At 32.3% G+C, this 13943-nt stretch carries 10 protein-coding genes; 3 read left to right on the plus strand and 7 right to left on the minus strand.

Annotation, left to right across the window (positions count from 1 at the left end; all coding sequences use genetic code 11):
- The first annotated feature begins 49 nt into the window (after positions 1-49).
- Entirely contained in the window at positions 50-2473 is a 2424-nt protein-coding gene (locus tag ACXAHM_RS19080; RefSeq protein WP_474963255.1) for an efflux RND transporter permease subunit, read from the plus strand.
- Positions 2474-2543: 70 nt separating this feature from the next.
- Here the strand turns inward: ACXAHM_RS19080 and ACXAHM_RS19085 are convergent, their stop codons facing one another.
- The 5 genes from ACXAHM_RS19085 to ACXAHM_RS19105 form a co-directional block, all read right to left on the minus strand.
- Positions 2544-3560: an alkane 1-monooxygenase gene (locus ACXAHM_RS19085; protein WP_474963257.1), complete on the minus strand. Its 1017-nt coding sequence runs from the start codon at positions 3558-3560 to the stop codon at positions 2544-2546.
- A 128-nt stretch (positions 3561-3688) separates the two neighbouring features.
- Complete coding sequence (locus tag ACXAHM_RS19090; RefSeq protein ID WP_474963262.1) at positions 3689-4432, minus strand: YebC/PmpR family DNA-binding transcriptional regulator; 744 nt, start codon at positions 4430-4432, stop codon at positions 3689-3691.
- A 14-nt stretch (positions 4433-4446) separates the two neighbouring features.
- Entirely contained in the window at positions 4447-5481 is a 1035-nt protein-coding gene (gene thiL, locus ACXAHM_RS19095) for a thiamine-phosphate kinase (RefSeq protein WP_474963264.1), read from the minus strand.
- A gap of 9 nt (positions 5482-5490) precedes the next feature.
- Positions 5491-6837 (minus strand): magnesium transporter, encoded by a 1347-nt coding sequence (gene mgtE / locus ACXAHM_RS19100; RefSeq protein WP_474963267.1) that lies wholly within the window; start codon positions 6835-6837, stop codon positions 5491-5493.
- Between the two features lie 11 nt (positions 6838-6848).
- The gene (locus ACXAHM_RS19105; protein ID WP_474963270.1) at positions 6849-7238 is read right to left on the minus strand and encodes an START-like domain-containing protein; all 390 of its coding nucleotides are present in this window, start codon (positions 7236-7238) and stop codon (positions 6849-6851) included.
- A 306-nt stretch (positions 7239-7544) separates the two neighbouring features.
- On the opposite strand from ACXAHM_RS19105, the gene ACXAHM_RS19110 reads away from it, so the two are divergent.
- Entirely contained in the window at positions 7545-7988 is a 444-nt protein-coding gene (locus tag ACXAHM_RS19110) for a hypothetical protein (RefSeq protein WP_474963273.1), read from the plus strand.
- A 347-nt stretch (positions 7989-8335) separates the two neighbouring features.
- Here ACXAHM_RS19110 and ACXAHM_RS19115 read toward each other — a convergent pair whose 3' ends face one another.
- Both ACXAHM_RS19115 and ACXAHM_RS19120 read right to left on the minus strand, forming a co-directional pair.
- A complete protein-coding gene (locus tag ACXAHM_RS19115; RefSeq protein ID WP_474963275.1) occupies positions 8336-9520 on the minus strand; it encodes a hypothetical protein in 1185 nt (394 codons plus the stop codon).
- Between the two features lie 127 nt (positions 9521-9647).
- Positions 9648-11696, minus strand: coding sequence for a DEAD/DEAH box helicase (locus ACXAHM_RS19120; RefSeq protein ID WP_474963277.1), 2049 nt, complete (start codon positions 11694-11696; stop codon positions 9648-9650).
- Positions 11697-11893: 197 nt separating this feature from the next.
- Here ACXAHM_RS19120 and ACXAHM_RS19125 point away from each other — a divergent pair, with 197 nt between their 5' ends.
- Positions 11894-13897: an OmpA family protein gene (locus ACXAHM_RS19125; RefSeq protein WP_474963279.1), complete on the plus strand. Its 2004-nt coding sequence runs from the start codon at positions 11894-11896 to the stop codon at positions 13895-13897.
- The last annotated feature ends 46 nt before the right edge of the window (positions 13898-13943 follow it).

The raw sequence follows: 13943 nt of genomic DNA on the forward strand, positions 1-13943 counted from the left end.
GTCTATTGCTAAAACGTTAGCAATAGACCAATAAAATAAGAAGCTCATTATGTGGAAAAAAGTAGCTGAATTTATTCTTGGTAATAGGATATTAATTCTTGTGGTGATTGCGCTCTCAACCGTTTTTATGGGTTACCATGCAAGAAATGTAAAATGGTCATACGAATATATTAGAATTATTCCTGACGATGACCCTGACATGGTGCACTATAATCGTTTCCAAGAGTTATTTGGAGAAGATGCCTCATCATTTGTGTTAGGTGTAAAAGATACAAAACTTTTCGAGTTGGATAACTTTGTTAAGTTTATGGAATTGAGTGATGACATTAAGAAAATTGATGGTATCACGAATGTACTCTCTCTTGCTGATGCTCCTAATATTATTGCTGATCGAGTTGATCAAAAGTTTGTTGTATCCCCTTTCTTTAAAGAGAAGCCAAAAACACAAGCTGAATTAGATAGCATTATTAATGACGTTGAAAATCTAAAAGTTTATAAAAATAGATTAATTAGTAAAGGTCGAGCTACTGCTATGGTGATTCGAATGGACCCTGTTGTTCTTAATTCGAAAAATCGTACGGCAGTAATGAAGACTTTGGAAAGTAGAGCTATAGCATTCGAAAAAGAAACGGGAATTCATCTGTATTATGCAGGTTTACCTTATGTTCGTTCGATTATGGCTGATAAAGTGAAAGCAGAAACAATGATTTTCTTAGGAATATCTATTGGTGTTGTTGCTTTAGTATTGTTCTTCTTCTTCCGTTCTTTCTCTCCTGTATTCTATCCTTTATTAGTGATTGGGATTGTAATTGTTTGGATTATGGGAACATTATCTCTACTCAATTATCAAATTACCATTCTAACAGGTTTACTTCCTCCAGTTCTTGTTGTAATTGGTATTCCAAACTGTATTTATCTCCTCAATAAGTATCATCAAGAATTCTCTCATGGTACACCAAAAGTTGAGGCTTTAGCTTATATAATAAAGAAAATTGGTGTTGTTACATTAATTACCAACACAACCACTGCAATTGGTTTCATGGTATTAATTACAACTGGTATTACTGCCATGCAAGAATTTGGTATTGTAGCTGGTATTAATATTTTTATCACTTTCTTAATTAGTATCTCTTTTATTCCAATTGTTTTTTCTTACTTACCAGAACCTGATGTAAGACACTTAAAACATTTGGACTTCAAACCAACAACATGGTTGATTCATCAATTAGAAATGCTTGTTTTACATCACAGAACTGCTGTTTATGTGTTTACAAGTATCATGGTTACCCTTTCAATTTACGGTAGTTATAGAGTTACTGCTAACTCTTATATGGTAGATGATCTTCCTGAAGATTACCATGTAAAAACTGACTTAAAGTTCTTTGAGAAAGAGTTTACAGGTGTAATGCCTTTTGAATTAATTGTCGATACAGGTCGTAAAAAAGGTTACATGAAGAGTGGTAACCTAGATAAGGTCGAAGAGATTGAACAATTTGTTGGTTCATTAAAAGAAGTTTCCCCTCCTATTTCAATAAATACTTTCTTGAAAGCAGGTAATCAAGCTTTTCATGGTGGTGATTCTACGTATTTCAAACTTCCTAACCGAAGTGAAATGTCGTTTATCATGAAGTATTTGAGAAATAGTGCTGATGGAGCACAATCTAGCTTAAGTGATGCAATGATTGATTCTACTGGTAGATATATCAGAGTTTCTTCTAGTATGGCGGATATTGGATCTGTAAGAATGGATTACATGGTTGATAGTGTAATTCGTCCTAAATTAGCTCAGATTGTTGAAGGAACTGATTTAAAGACAATGGTTACTGGATCTACTCTTATTTTCATTAAGGGTAATGATTTCTTGATCAAAAACTTAAAATCAAGTATGTTGATTGCCTTTATTTTGATTGCAATCATCATGGGTACTTTGTTTGGCAACTTGAGAATCATTATTATTTCATTGATTCCAAACGTAATTCCATTATTGTTTACGTTAGGTTTAATGGGCTTCTTGGGAATCCCTCTGAAACCGAGTACTGCTATTGTCTTTAGTATTGCATTTGGTATTTCTGTTGATGATAGTATTCACTTCTTGGCAAAATATAGACAAGAGATCGTCCTTCATAACTATAATATGAAGAAAGCAGTGATTATGGCTTTAAGAGAAACAGGGTCTAGTATGTTATATACTTCAATTGTTTTATTCTTTGGTTTTGCCATTTTTATGGGTTCTACTTTTGGTGCAACACAAGCCTTAGGTCTCCTAACTTCAGTTACATTAATCGTGGCCATGACGACCAACTTGACATTATTACCTTGTTTACTTTATACTTTTGATACAAATAAAGAAGATATGCATCCAATCATTGAGGGAATGGATTACTTCTATTTTGAAGATGAAGATGAAGAAATCGATTTAGGTAAAATTCATGTCAATAAAGATGAAAAAAATGGTTCTGAAGAATCAGAATAATTCATAAAAATATTAATAACAAAAAAGCACTTGGTTTCAAAAATTAAGTGCTTTTTTGTTTCTCTTTTAATTACAATCTTTTATCCATCACTTTAAACCAAAGCCAAGGAACGAGTGAACAAAGTATGGCTGCTGGATAACCAAAAGGTAATTCTGGTGCCTTCTCTTGATGATCTAACGTATGATATTTTTTAGCTGCTTTAAAATGGTGATCTGAATGTCTTGTTAACTCAAATAAGATTATTCTTCCAAAAGTATAATTTGCATTCCATGAATGGTGCAATTGTACTCTTTCATATTTTCCATTAGGCAATAATTTTCTTTGTAAACCATAATGTTCAACATAATTGATCGTCTCTAGCAATAATATTCCAACTAAACCTGCTGCGATAGCAAAACCTACTACATGTAAGTTAAAATAAAAAGAAAGTACTGTGAGATAGAAATAATAGGTGAATTGATAGATCAACATCTTATTTTCTAATGAGAAAAAACGTTTTTCTTTGAGTAGCTTTTTTTGAATCTTCCATGCATCCAAATAGGAATAAATGACGCTTTTCCACCAAAATTTGTAAAGCCACTCTCCTTTTTGAGCGGTTGCAGGATCCAATGGTGTTGCAACGTTATAATGATGTCCTCGATTATGTTCGATAAAGAAATGCATATAAAAACTAGGCATAAGAAGTAATTGAGCCATTAACTGTTCTGATTTTTTATTTCTATGTCCTAATTCATGAGCTACATTAATTCCTGAAGTCCCAAAGACTAGCCCCAAGCTTAATATTAAACCTACTTTTTCATAAGTAGTATATTCCATGTTTTGCCATTGAAAACAAGCGTAGATTAGTAATCCATAAACCCAAATGAGATTAAAATATAAAAACCAATCGTATAGTTTTGAATAAACTTTATTATTAGATTCTGAAACTTCCTCATTTTTTGGTAAGACTATATCAAGAAATGGAGTAAGAACAAAACAAAAGAAAACGGTCAGCCATGAATAAACACCTCCAAAATAGAGACCTATTCCACAACATAATGGAATCAAATAAGCCGATATATATTTTAATTCTCTAGTAAAAGTCAAAACAATGAAAGTTAGATGGATAGATTGATGATCAATAAAGTAATAATCTTCCAGAAAAAATCAAATAAAAAAATCCTTTCATGTAAAAACACAAAAGGATTTCTTGCTTTATGTATGAAATGAGCTAATTATAACTTCTCAGCTTGGTCATCTGTTACTTCAAGATCATGGAATACATTTTGGACATCATCATCATCTTCAAGGCGATCAATTAGCTTCATAACCGTTTCTAATGTTTCATCGTCCACTGTTTTTGTAGCGTGAGGAATCCTTTGAAGATTAGCACTTGAAACGTCAACATTTAATTCTTCCAATTTTTTATTGACAGTTCCAAAATCTTCCATTTGACTAAAAATAGTAATAAAATCATCATTGACCTCAAAATCTTCAGCGCCTGCATCAATCAACTCCAATTCTAATTCTTCTACATCAATTTCATCAGATTGATTAATGACAAAAACACCTTTTCGGTCAAATAAGAACTCTAATGAACCATTTTTTGCAAGAGAACCACCCAATTTGGCAAAATAGCTTTTCACTTGTTGAACTGTTCTACGCGTGTTATCAGTAGAACATTCTACATAGATAGCGATACCTCCTGGTGAGTAACCTTCATACGTTAATTCCTCGTAAGTTACATCTTCACCCCCTGCCACTTTTTTGATCGCTCTTTCGATTGTATCTTTTGGCATATTCGCACCTTTCGCGTTTTGAATGGCTAATCGGAGTCTAGGGTTCATATCAGGATCAATACCACCTTCTTTAGCAGCAACTGTTACCTCTCTACCTAATTTTGTAAAAAGTTTATTACGTTTTGCATCTTGGGCACCCTTTCTATGCTTAATATTGGCCCATTTACTATGTCCTGCCATATTTATATATTAATCTAGAAATGTTTCCAACCTTGTGCAGTAAGTGGAAGAGTTTGTTCACCTTCAGTGAAAAGACGAGCACCATTTTCAGCCTCATCAATGTACCCAATAAAGAATACACTAGCGTGTTTCTCTAACTTAGGAAAATCCTCCTGCTTGATTGTAAACAATAATTCATAATCCTCACCACCATTTAACGCAGGTGTTTTTGAAGGAATTTTGAATTCGTGACAAATATCAAAAGTTTGATGATCAACTGGTAATTTATCTTCATAAACTACTGCTCCCACTTTTGATTCTTTACAGATATGCAATACCTCAGAAGCTAAACCATCAGAAATATCCATCATAGAAGTAGGTACAATTCCTAATTCATTAAATTCATGAATCAAATCTGTTCTAGCCTCAGGCCTTAATTGTCTGCCAACGATGTATTGATAATCATCTAATTTAGGTTGCATTGATGGATCTGCTTCAAATACTTTCTTTTCACGAAGTAATACTTGAAGGCCCATATATGCTCCACCTAGGTCTCCAGATACACAAAGAATATCTCCTTTTTTAGCACCTGAACGGTAAGCAATTTTATCTTTCTTAACTCTACCTACAGCAGTTACTGAAATACATAATCCTTGGCGCGATGAAGTAGTATCACCACCCACAAGGTCAACATTGTAATTTTTACAAGCTGCTTTTATGCCTTCATAAATCATTTCAATTGCTTCCACTGAGAAACGATTTGTTACTGCAATACTAACTGTCACTTGTTCTGGAATTGCATTCATTGCCGCAACATCAGATACATTAACAGCAATGGCTTTATATCCTAAATGCTGTAAAGGCATGAAAGATAAATCAAAATGAATTCCTTCTAATAATAAATCTGTTGATAAAACAGTATAGTCATCTCCACCATAATCAAATACAGCAGCATCGTCTCCAATACCTTTTACTGTTGTTTTTTGTTTGATTTCTATACCTTGGCTAATTTTATCAATTAAGGCAAACTCACCAAGTTCGCCTATCTCTGTTCTTTTATTTTCTGACATTTTGCAAATTTAACTATGTAAAAGCATTTTTGCTACTGTAAAGTATACTCCAAGCCCAATTAAATCATTACAAGTGGTAATAAATGGCCCGGAGGCTAAAGCTGGATTGATCCCAAACTTATCTAAAACTATTGGTGTAATGGTTCCCATAAAGGAGGCAATCATAATTACACTAAATAATGCTACTGAAACAACAATAGCCAGATTATGATCTACGAATAAAAAATTGAAACCATATACTAAAAGAGCAAGTGTAATACCATTTAATAATGCGACTAACAACACTCTAAAATATCTATCAAAAACAGATCCTTGAAAACCTCCACTTGCTAATGATTGAACTACAATTGTAGAAGATTGAATTCCTACATTTCCTCCAGTTGCAGTTATCAATGGAATAAAGAAGGCCATTGCAGGTACTAATCTTAATTCATCTTCAAAGCCACCTAAGAAATTTGCACCTAGTAAACCTCCAGACATTCCGACGATCAACCAAGGTAAACGTGCTCTTGCCATGGCAATCAAACTATCGCGTTCTTCGATATCTTCTGAGATACCTGACATGGCTTGTTGATCTTTTTCTGCCTGTTCAGTAATGACATCGACCACATCATCAATTGTAATTCGACCAATCAAACGACCTTGTACATTCACTACAGGAATAACTTCCAAATCATAGTGTTGCATCAATTCAGCGACTTCTTCTTCGTCTTGGTAAGAATGAACTTTTGCGATTTCAGGTTCATAAAGATCAGCCACCTTCACCTCTTCGTCTGTAATCAATAATCTTTTCATAGATATCCTTCCTAGAAGAATATCATGATCATCCACTACATAAACAGTATATACTTTATCTACTTTTTTGGCTTGTCTTCTAACCTCTTCGATACATTGATGTACATTCCAATTGATATTTACTTTTACCAATTCTTTGGCCATCAGACCACCTGCACAATCTTCTTCGTAATGCAAAAGATCTACGATATAAAGGACTTTTTCCTGATCCTTCATATTAGCAATTACCTCTTCCCTTTTCTTTACTGGCAACTCATTTAAAGTATCTGCAGCATCATCTGAGTCTGTATTATCCATATATTTAGATAATTCTTCAGCCTCAAAAAGGGTCATAAAGTTCTTACGAATATCATCTTCCAAGTCACTGATTACATCAGCACCCACTTCCGGGTCCAACAACTCAAGAATGTATTTACAATCTTCTGCCGAAAGCCCCTCCATAATTGCAGAGATATCTGCCGAGTGCATATCCTCAAACTCATTGATAAGGTATGCATCTTCCTTCTGATCAACAGCCCTAGAAAGCTGTTTTATATACTTCGCTGAGTATTCGTACGACATCGTCCATTATTTTAACCACCCACAATCTCACGTAATCTTCCGAAGAATTCCTCCCAAAGCTCTTTCAATTCATCCATATCATCCATGTCCGAATAATCAGTAACGGTTACAAATGTAGATTGAGCTAATTCACTAAATTCAAATTTGAAATCCAAGTAAGCAGACTTTTGGTCTTCTTCTTTCTCAAAAATGTATTTCACATGTTGGTTTTGTCTTCTAACAGCTATTTTACCTGTTTTTTCTTCAACTCCCCATACAAAAGTCATGGTCTTGTTTTCGACATTTTCTGTAACCTTATCTGCAAACCAATCTTTTAGTTGATTTGGTGTTATAAAATAAGGATATAACTTATGTAAAGGTGCCTTAAATTCGAATTCAGATATGTATTTAAATCTTGCCATAATTCTATAAGGTATGTTGAAAAAAATGCTGTTAATAACATGATTACAATTATGCAAAAATATTACTCAAGTGCCAATAGAATTAGAGAACATTTTAATAAAAATGAAGTTTTATATTCACTTCCTCTATAGAAGATTATAACATATTACAAATGAAAGTCTATATTCTACAATTTTAATGTTGAAGTAGTGATAATTTATGTAGTCAAAATACTTAAAGGTTACTTATTTGAAATTTTAATTTGGAATTTTGACAACTCTTTGTCAAATTATATAACAGACACCCTTACACTACTATTACTTATTATGGACAATTCTATTGATTTATTAAATACAGAATTACTAACTACTGATTTCTGGTCTGTTTATCGTATCGAAAAAGTTTTCTTGATTATATGGAAAGATGCTGGAAAAGATATGGATGATGAATTATTCAAAGAACACATCTCTTCTTTTGCTAAACTTGTTGAAACTGACGGAGTCGAACATGATGTTAAAGCTTTCATTGTAGATACTCGTGCTTATCATTTTGTGATGAACATCTCTGTTCAAGAATGGCACGATGATATTATCATTCCAATTTATATTAATTCAGGTATTAAGAAAATTGCATTTTGTCTTAGTGGAGATCTTGTCCGTGATTTATCTATTGAGCAAACATTTGATGAAAATCAAGCGAAATCAGATGAATTGACAATTCAATACTTTTCTGATCTAAGAAAAGCTTTGACTTGGGGTACAGAAGAGTAATTCATTTTAAGCATCAATTTTACTCTTTTTATCATAGAAAAAACAGATAACAAAATTGACACAAGCTAAAAGTGTATAATTTCTTGATATTATAAAAGATAACTCCTGAATTGAATCCTTAGAATTATAGAAAATGATTATCATCATGAAATTCATTACTATTGGAATTATAAGTCTCCATTTCCATTTTATAAATGTAGGTAAATAAAAAATTGATTGTAATACAATAGTAATCATCAAAACACTTATTAGTTCGACAACTCCACCAAACGTTTCATTTGTATCTTTTGTCAGTAATAAAAAAACAAACAAAACAGGTCGTCAAAATAACAAGATAACGTATTAGTTTAGAGATCATATTCTTTTTGTAAATAGTGCTTTAATTGTTCTATCCAATCCTCTTGATTATCAAGTTTTAGGTCTGGTGTGATCCCTTTATTTTCTAAAGGCAAATATTCCTTTTTTGTTGTATTAACAGTAAAACTCATCTGATATTCACCACATTTTGTTATTGCTGAATAACTTGCATTTCCATAACTATAAGCTAGCATCCCTTTAGAATTTTCCCCTACCACAACTGTTCTATCATCTTTCAATAATTCCAATGTCGTTAGTTCTGCAGCACTTCCTGTTTTAAAATTAATAAGCACAAAAATCTTTTTTATTGTCTGATTATCCTTAATTGCTGCGAGGAGTCTTTCTGCTTGTTTTGGTGATCCTCCTCCATTGTTTCTAAGATCTACAATTAAAACATCCTTTAATAATTTAGGTAAATAGTAATCATAAAATGAATTACCTTCTTGGATTTCTTTTGTATATCTTCTTAAAGTCTTAATTCCTATATAATCTATATTCCGATTTATATTTTTGAATACAAAATTACTGTCGTATGATGTTATAAAGTTTAATTTATTGTCTTTATTCCAATAGGTCTTAGAAATTCGACCTTCAATTATTTCTACCTCATTATAATACATTAAAAAACCATTCGAAAAGTATTCAAACATTTCAAATTTCTGATCTTCTTTTCTTTTTAAGATAAATCTAATTTTACCTTTTTTCCAATGTTTTAAATCTTCATTTAAGAGGACTCCATACCATATTTCATTTTCTTGAGGTATGACTGAGACTTCATATTTCCCTGCATAGTACTTACCCGAAATACCATCTTGATAATTTCTATTTGGGTCTACCTGTTTATGATAATCAGGAACTGCTTGATCAATATTTTCTGGGATTTTATAAATTTGATTATGAGTATCACTGATGAAGGATATATATTTCTGTAGGTAGGCTTGACAGAAAAAATGAATCATCGAATCCTTCATAATTTCTTCTTCAATTTTCAACTTCCATTGATCAAATTCTTCCGTTTTCTTTCCTTTCTTAATTTGAACTTTATAGCTTTTAGCATTCTTAATATGTTCGGATATTTCATCTAAAGCTGAAAGACAATCACACTTCTCTTGACCAAAAGAATTTTGAACAGTAATAAATAATAGTAGAAGACAGATACAATAATTTTTTAACATGTTGTTCATTATTAGCTTAGTATTTTCTAAATATAGAAATGTATTTTGTAAGTAAAAAATAATCAACAACACAATAAGATTCAATGGAATATAAAAAAGCCAACCCATTACTGAGTTGGCTTTTTTACTATTTTTTCTTTTTTCCAGAACCAATGTAGGCACTAACCTTACCACTTGCTCTTTGTTTGTCGATAGAAGCTTTGTTTTTCAAACGACGTTTCTTATCCACTTTATCTTTATTCTTTTTCTTTTCATGGAATGCTCCTTGGAAAGTTGGATCTTCTTTCCTTTTTTGAATATCAATTTCCATTGCCATTTCTTTTGCTTCTTCTTTAGACGTTTCAGCAATTTCGATATCCAATGGTAAATCTAATTCTGGTATTTCCTTTTGAATTAACTTCTCAATCTTTCTTAGGTGATACTTTTCTGATGGATTACAGAAAGTTAATGCTGTTCCTTCATTATTGGCACGACCTGTTCTACCTACACGGTGTACATAGTCTTCATACATCACTGGCACATCAAAGTTGATCACGTGAGAGACCATACTAACATCCAAACCACGTGCTGCAACATCTGTTGCTACCAATACTCTAATATTTCCTTCTTTAAAAGCCTCAATACTATTGATACGAGCATTTTGACCTTTATTAGCATGAACCACTCGAATATCTCCTTCTACTTTTCTTTCTAAGTATTTGAAGATTCCATTAGCATGATCTTTTTTCTTACAGAAAACAATGATTCTAGAGAGTTCATCATCTTCATTCAATAGGTATTCTAATAGGTTCAGCTTTGTTCTGAAGTTAGGTAATTCATATACATATTGATCTACCATTTCAGCTGTTGTTGATTGAGGAGTAATTTCAACTCTTGATGGGAATTCTAAGAATTCTTCACTCAAACGAACCACAATATCAGGCATAGTAGCTGAGAATAGTAAATTTTGACGTTTACGAGGAATAATCTCTAACATTTGGCGGATTTGAGGCATGAATCCCATATCCATGATACGGTCTGCTTCATCCAAGACCATATATTTGATCTGTTTTGTTTTTAATTTTCCTCTCGAGTAGATGTCCATTACTCTACCTGGCGTACCAATTAATATATCAATACCTTTTTCGACTTCTTCTATCTGTGTTTTTGGTCCAATACCACCATACACTACAGCATGACGAAGTCCTGTATATTTACCAAGTTTTTCCACCTCTTTACCTACTTGAATCGCTAATTCACGAGTCGGTACTAAAATTAAAACTCTAGGATCATTTCCTTGCGCATATTTAGCCTTAAACAATAAAGGAAGAAGGTAGGCAGCTGTTTTACCTGTACCTGTTTGGGCGATACCAAATAAATCATGTCCTGATAAGACTAATGGAATTGCTTTTTCCTGAATTGGCGTAGGCTTTTTATACCCTTGATCATCACAAGCGTTGTAAAGCTGTTTGTTTAGTTTAAACTTTCTAAAACCAAGCTCATCATCTTCTTCTACTTTTACTTCCTCTTGTCCAGGCTTTGTTGGTAAGAAAGTTAATTCTGGATCGCCTCCTAAGTGATCAACATTGTTGAACTCTATTAGTTTAAACTCTCCTGTATATTCATTGTACTCCAAAGTAGTTACACCAGTATTTTTTGGAGCAAAACGTTTCATTTGATCAAAATCCATGTCTAATAGAAGACATAAGAAAATACGAATCGAACGGCTATGCATACATATCATCACATTACGTTCATTTTCGTTTTCCATGATTTTCTCTAACCCTTCCGCTTCTCTTCTCAATACATCCATTAGCTCTTCGCCATTTTTTGGATATACTTCAAAATTTCCTTTCTCCCACTCGTCTGAGATATCTTGAACAGTTTTTCCATCTACTTTAAAATCATCGATAGAATTACCTTCATAATCACCATAATTCATTTCATCAAACTCAGGCATGATTTCATAATTCAAGCCTGCATCAATAAAGCCTTTTGCTGTTTGATGTGTTCTTTTCAATGAAGTAACATACAATTTGTCAAAAGGAAATTTTTTGTACGCATCATACAGTAAAGCTGCTTGTTTCTGCCCTGTTTCGTTAAGATCTGCGTCAATTTTTCTTCCTTGTACAATTCTTTTTGTATTGTATGCAGTCTGACCATGTCTGACTAAATAAATTCTTTTTGAATTACTCATTCTGGTGTTTAAATGTTTTCGACTGCAAAGGTAAAGGGTAAATGAAAAAAGAAACAGTAATCCTGAAATAATATCTTAATTTATCTTGATATAATAGAATTCATTAACCATTACTGATTGATATTTGATGTTTTAAGGTTGTTTTCAAGAAAAATTAAGTAGTGATTTTTTTAATATTGTTGTATTATTGTAATACTATGATAGCTTATAATCGAACTACAATATATATATTTTTATCCCTACTGTTCACTTCTGTAATACACAATACAGCAACTTCACAAACCATTTATTGGGCAGATACAGTACTACAATATTCTTCACAATATAGTGAGGCTGCTTTTGGTGCGACACAAACTTTAGGAAGACCTAATGTCCCTAATAATAGCACTAAGAATCCGTTAGCATGGCTTCCCAACGAAGATGAATTTGCAGAAATTACGGTTGGGTTTGCACTACCAATACCCAATGTAAATCAGATCATTATAGCCGAAGCTTTTTATCATAATGGAATCCAAGAGATTACAGTGATTGCAGAAAATGGTACAGAAAAAGTGGTTTATGATCAAGTACCTTCTTATTTGAAAGATGGAGGAACTATTTCTAATTTTTTCATCAAAAAATCATCCATAGGAATACAAGCAATACGTATAAGATTACAAGGAAAATCTTCTATCAGACAAGTGGGGATAGATGCAATCGGTGTGAGTAGCACTTCTAAAACTATTTCAATTTTACCCGAAATAAGTGATTTAATTGCACCAACTGTGTTAACACATCAGTTGAGTTCAACTTTGAATACCGAAGATGATGAGCTCGCTCCAACGCTGGATATTAAAGGACAAAAATTATTATTTACAAGAAGTATAAATGGTCAACCTAAACTTTTTGAGGCATATATGGACGACCAAGAAAATTGGAATGCATCTTCAGTATTAATAGATTCCTCTATTAATTTTTCTAGTCAATATATCACGGCATTAAGTCCAGATGGTATCTCCGCTTTATCTGTTATTGATGGCGAAGGATCTGAATTTCATCTTTCAACGTTAGAATTATCTGACTCTACTTGGATCGAACAAGAACAGATTATTATTCCTAATTTTCAGTTATTAAAACAGAAATCTGATTTCTTCCTTTCTAATAGTAGAAAGGTTATGTTGATGTCATTAACAGATCATAGAGAAGAAAATACTTCTAATATTTTCATCAGTTTCAAAGATACTGAAGGACATTGGAGTGAGCCCAAAAATATTGGAAATAGTATTAATACCTTAGGAAAAGAGTCTGCACCATTTTTATCTAGTGATGAAAAAACTTTATACTTTGCTTCTACAGGACATGGTGGTTTTGGAGGCAGTGACTTGTTTGCTTCTAGAAGAGTAGATGATACATGGGAAAATTGGTCAAAACCAGAAAATTTAGGACCAATGATAAATTCCAAAAGTGATGAAAAAGATTTATGTATACCAATAACTGGTGATATAGGCTTTTTCTCTAGAAAAACTGATCGTGGTGATTTTGATATTTTCAGTGTAAAACTTCCTATCCTTTTACCTCCAGAACCAATTGCATTAATTTCAGGTAAGGTTGTCAATAAAGAAACAAAGGAGCCTTTAAACGCAAAGATTGTATATACTGATTTAGCTAATCAAAAAGAAGTAGGGACAGTATTCTCAAATAAGGGTACTGGTAATTATTATATCACACTGCCATTAGGAAAATCTTATTCATTTTTAGCTCAAGCAGATGGATATCTTTCTCAAAGTGAACATATTGATTTATCAAATAGTAAAGAAAAGATGAAAGTCATTCAAAATTTACTTCTTGTTCCTTTAGAAGAAACAGCTACTCTAGTTCTCAAAAATTTATTTTATAAAACGAATAGTAGTTATCTTGAAAAAACTTCATTTAATGAGTTAGATAGAATCGTCAACTTATTACAAAAAGAAACTAATATCGAAAAGGTGAGTATTACTGGTTTTACAGATACACAAGGAGAAGAAAAATATAATCTTTGGCTAAGTGAAAAAAGAGCACAAACTGTAAAAGATTATTTAGTAAAAAAAGGAATTAACCCTAATCGATTGACTGTTTTAGGAAAAGGTGAAAAAGAACCTGTTGCATCAAACGAAACACCTGAAGGAAGAGAAAAAAATAGAAGAGTTGAGTTTAAGATTGCTGTAATTAAAAAAATTAATTAATAAAAAAGTCATTCCAATTAAATTAGAATGACTTTTTCGAGATTTA

Source organism: Flammeovirga sp. AWQ4_249, assembly GCF_056161045.1.

Coding starts and splice junctions, on each gene's coding strand:
- ACXAHM_RS19080 (WP_474963255.1), top strand. CDS start 50: ATGTGGAAAAAAGTAGCTGAATTTATTCTTGGTAATAGGATATTAATT.
- ACXAHM_RS19090 (WP_474963262.1), bottom strand. CDS start 4,432: ATGGCAGGACATAGTAAATGGGCCAATATTAAGCATAGAAAGGGTGCC.
- thiL (WP_474963264.1), bottom strand. CDS start 5,481: ATGTCAGAAAATAAAAGAACAGAGATAGGCGAACTTGGTGAGTTTGCC.
- mgtE (WP_474963267.1), bottom strand. CDS start 6,837: ATGTCGTACGAATACTCAGCGAAGTATATAAAACAGCTTTCTAGGGCT.
- ACXAHM_RS19105 (WP_474963270.1), bottom strand. CDS start 7,238: ATGGCAAGATTTAAATACATATCTGAATTCGAATTTAAGGCACCTTTA.
- ACXAHM_RS19110 (WP_474963273.1), top strand. CDS start 7,545: ATGGACAATTCTATTGATTTATTAAATACAGAATTACTAACTACTGAT.
- ACXAHM_RS19115 (WP_474963275.1), bottom strand. CDS start 9,520: ATGTTAAAAAATTATTGTATCTGTCTTCTACTATTATTTATTACTGTT.
- ACXAHM_RS19120 (WP_474963277.1), bottom strand. CDS start 11,696: ATGAGTAATTCAAAAAGAATTTATTTAGTCAGACATGGTCAGACTGCA.
- ACXAHM_RS19125 (WP_474963279.1), top strand. CDS start 11,894: ATGATAGCTTATAATCGAACTACAATATATATATTTTTATCCCTACTG.